Annotated in this window: 4 protein-coding genes and 1 pseudogene; 1 reads left to right on the top strand and 4 read right to left on the bottom strand. The window is 68.0% G+C overall.

The genetic code is table 11. The features are described from left to right. From AB0469_RS40945 to AB0469_RS40930, 4 genes and pseudogenes are all read right to left on the bottom strand, one after another. On the bottom strand, positions 1–244 hold a 244-nt coding region (locus AB0469_RS40945), incomplete at its 3' end, for a leucine zipper domain-containing protein (RefSeq protein ID WP_366456694.1). A gap of 633 nt (positions 245–877) precedes the next feature. Next, on the bottom strand, positions 878–1183 hold the full coding sequence (locus tag AB0469_RS40940) for a hypothetical protein (protein ID WP_366456693.1): 306 nt from the start codon (positions 1181–1183) through the stop codon (positions 878–880). A gap of 283 nt (positions 1184–1466) precedes the next feature. Further along, a complete protein-coding gene (locus tag AB0469_RS40935; protein WP_366456692.1) occupies positions 1467–2657 on the bottom strand; it encodes an ATP-binding protein in 1191 nt (396 codons plus the stop codon). 301 nt (positions 2658–2958) lie between these two features. After that, a pseudogene (locus AB0469_RS40930) lies at positions 2959–3138 on the bottom strand (hypothetical protein); the annotation flags it as partial. 72 nt (positions 3139–3210) lie between these two features. Here AB0469_RS40930 and AB0469_RS40925 point away from each other — a divergent pair. After that, positions 3211–3401: hypothetical protein (locus tag AB0469_RS40925; RefSeq protein WP_366456358.1), on the top strand; the 191-nt coding region annotated here is incomplete at its 3' end.

Below are 3401 nucleotides of genomic sequence, written 5' to 3'. Positions count from 1 at the left end.
GGACCTTGATGATCCGTCGTTCGGTGCGGGTCGCGGTCCGACGCGGACTGTGGTGGGGGCGGGAGGAGTGGTCGGCCATGCCGGCCTCGCCCAGGACTCGGTAGCGGGCGGCCCACCGCTGGGCGGTGGTCGGGGACACCTGGAAGCGTTCGGCGGCTCGCCGGAGCGGCCAGCCGTCCTCGACCACGCAGCGGGCCAGACGCAGCCGTCCGGTCTCGGTCAGGGGTGCATTACGGTGGGGCATGAGGGCCTTCTGTTGTTCGGTGGAGATGTCGCAATCCACACCGAACCCGGGAGGCCCTCACCCGTTCAAGCCGTCTCAGCCGAGACCTGCATCACCCGTCCACAACCTCCCTGGACAGAACACCTAGGTCAACACCAGCGCCCTCGCCACGCCCACCTCGCTGATCGCGCTCATGGCCCTCAACCGCGCCAAGACGGACAAGGACCCGTCGGACCGGCCGCCCCCGGGCGCCCGCTACCCACTGCGCATACGTAGCGGGCTGGTCGGAGACCAAGCCTTGCCGGGGCCTCGCCGCCGCCGACGGCCGCGAGCGCGCCACCGGCAAGACCCTGAGCGAGGCGCTCGAATACTCACACGCCCAGGCCGACGCACCGTCACAGCGTCGGCCTCAGGCCCTGGCGGACGGGGTGCACCTGCCGCCGGCCGGCTCGGCCACCAGGATCGTTCTCCCGGTGCAGGTCCGTGTCGTTTCGCACGTGACCGGCGCGGCGCCCGTGTGGGTGCTTGTCCTCCACACCCGGCTACCGCGCCCATGCCACTCTGCGGGCGGCCGGCGCGTCGAGTCGTCCGGGGGCCGAGCCGGTCGGCCGGGTCATGAGGTGCTTGTGCCGGATTCGGTGCGGTGTTTGGCGGTTACGGGGCCGTGGGGTGCGCTGGCCTGCTGAGTGCGCAGTCGGGGGTGCGGGCGGGACTGCATTCGACGATCTCCCGCGCCGCCTGCAGTCTGCCGGGGTGGTCGCCGACGAGTCTGGTGGTGATCAGGATGGCGCGGATGACGGAGACGCCTTGGTCCTTCAGACGCTGCTGGAGGGTGTTCATGTCGGTGCCCGCCGCGAGCAGGGTTCGGCATTCATCGATGTGGTCGGCGATCTGCTGCGCGTGCTCGGGGGACAGGCCTCGGACGGAGGCGAGGAGCTCTTGTGCGGTGGGACTGGGCATGGCGGGATCGTCTCAAGGGATCACAGCCGGCTCCATCCAGTTTCGCTGGTCTCATCCACTGTGCCCAGTCGCCTTCGGCGAGGGCGGCGAGCTGGGCCTGGTCGAGTCGGCCGCGGCGTTGGTGTGGGTATTGCCTGGCGAGCCATACCCCGGTGCGGTGCTCACCCGCGTGGGGGAGAAGCCCGACGCGGGAGCCAAGCCCCAGCAGGTCCAAGGCCCACCCTTGCCGCCACTCTGCGACGGCGGGCGGTCTCCGGCATCGAGCTGCGCAGGGAGGTCTTCGTCACCGGCACCTGTGCCGGTTAGGGGTGTCGAGGATGTGCCGGATGACGGATGCGGCTTCGTTCGGGTTGCGGTCGAACCAGCGGGTGAGGTGTTCGCGGACGACCCTTTGGACGTAGACGCCGGCTTCCGGGTGCCCGAGCCTGGTCCTGGTGCAGCCCTCGAAGACGGGATGGGCGAGCTTTACGGAGACGATCGCGGTCAGACCGTCGTGAACAGCCGCGGCTGTTATGTCTTTGTCGTCCGCGGACAGTCGGCCCTGCTGGCGAGCGTATTCATTGACCAGGTCGGTGAGTGCGGTCCGGAAGCCGTGTTCGTGGGTGCCGCCCTCGTGGGTGCGGGTGCTGTTCGCGAAGGAGCGGAGCTCCCCCGGGGACCAGGTGTCCCACTCCATGGCGACCTGCACGGAGATCGTCTTGTCCTGATTCTCCGACTCGAAGGTGATGGCGGGGGAGTGGACGAGACTCGGGGGGTAGGGGTTGAGGCGGGCAACGTAGGCCCGCAGGCCGTTCGTGTGGTGGAAGCGGACCGGCCGCTCCGGACGCTCGTCGGTGAGCGAGATGGTCAGGCCTTCGTTGAGGAAGGCCAGCTCCTGCAAGCGTTCTGACAGTGTGGCGAACGAGTGGTGGGTGGTCTCGAAGATGTTGGCGTCGGGCCAGAACGCGATCGTCGTGCCGTGCTGATCGGTCTCCTCGTTCCTCGCCAGCGGGGTGACCGGGGTGCCGTTCTCGTACTCCTGGGTCCAGCGGTGGCCGTCGCGGTGGACCTCGACCGTGAGACGGTTCGACAGTGCGTTGACCACGCACAGGCCCAGGCCGCCGAGGCCGCCGGAAACCCAGTAGCCGGTGTGGGGCTTGGAACCGGAGGAAAGGTCCGTCAGTTCACGTTCGACGGCCGACTTGCCGCCGGGTTCCCTCACTTCGACGGGCAGGCCACGCCCGTTGTCCGCGACGCGCACGCCGCCGTCCGCGGTGAGTGTGACGTCGATGGCGTCGGCATGGCCGGCCAGATGCTCGTCGACGGCATACGAGACGACCTCGTACACCATCTGGTGCAAGCCGCGTTCACTGGTCGAACCGATGTACATGCCGGGGCGTTTGCGTATCGCCTCGTGGCCCTGGAGTACCTGGATGTGGCTGCTGGTGTACTCGTGCACGTTCGCGGGCTGACTGGGGTTGCCTGTCTCGGTCATGAAGGACCCTCCCTGGACCGTCTTCACCGTGTTTGTGAGCAGGCGTCACCGAAGCAGGTAAACCTACTTCCACGCCCTCACGGATACAGGTCAATCCTAGGTACTCGGAGATAAATCCGCAGGTCAGAGTGCATGCGGTGGGGTCCCAAAGAGTCGCGTACACGGCTTTGCCGAGGCCACCGATCTTGGAGGGTCGCCCCAGGTAGCGGCGCAGCGCGAAGGCCCCGCCGAAGGCGCGGGAGAGCCGTCCTTGACCGGGCCTGAGGTGCCTTTCTTGCGCATTCTCGAAAACGGGCGACTGCTACCGCGCCCAGCTGACGCCGAGCCTGGCGAGGGCGGCGAGTTGGTCGGTGTCGAGTTTGTGGCGCCGGGCCCGGGTGTTGGTGATCCACACACCCAGTTTCACGACGACCGGCTCCGTCTCGCCTTCGACTGTGATTTCCTCGCGGTGGGTGCGAGGTATCGGCTGGTCCGTGCCTTCGTGTCGACGACGGTCGGGCGGCGTAGGGTCGATCGCGCAGATGGATGGAAGACGTGTCGCGGGGGGACCGGTATGGGCCAGAATCTGGTGTGGACGGGTTGGGCGGAGGTGGTGTCCGAGGACGGGCGGATCGTTGTGCGGGCGCGTTTGGGGATCCGTGTGACCACCGCTGACTGGGGCCGTAAAGGCGTCAGCATCCAGATGGAACGGATCGCCTACCGCAGGCAGGACGGTGCCCGCCAGCCCATCAAGCCCTTGATCCG

This window comes from Streptomyces sp. NPDC093801, from assembly GCF_040701585.1.
In the GTDB taxonomy this organism is placed as follows: Bacteria; Actinomycetota; Actinomycetes; order Streptomycetales; family Streptomycetaceae; genus Streptomyces.
Note: the sequence above shows the minus strand (reverse complement) of the source record. Positions and strands in the feature narration are given on the sequence as shown.

Excerpts from the sequence above, each read along its gene's own strand:
- AB0469_RS40940 (WP_366456693.1), bottom strand. The coding sequence starts at position 1,183 with ATGCCCAGTCCCACCGCACAAGAGCTCCTCGCCTCCGTCCGAGGCCTG.
- AB0469_RS40935 (WP_366456692.1), bottom strand. The coding sequence starts at position 2,657 with ATGACCGAGACAGGCAACCCCAGTCAGCCCGCGAACGTGCACGAGTAC.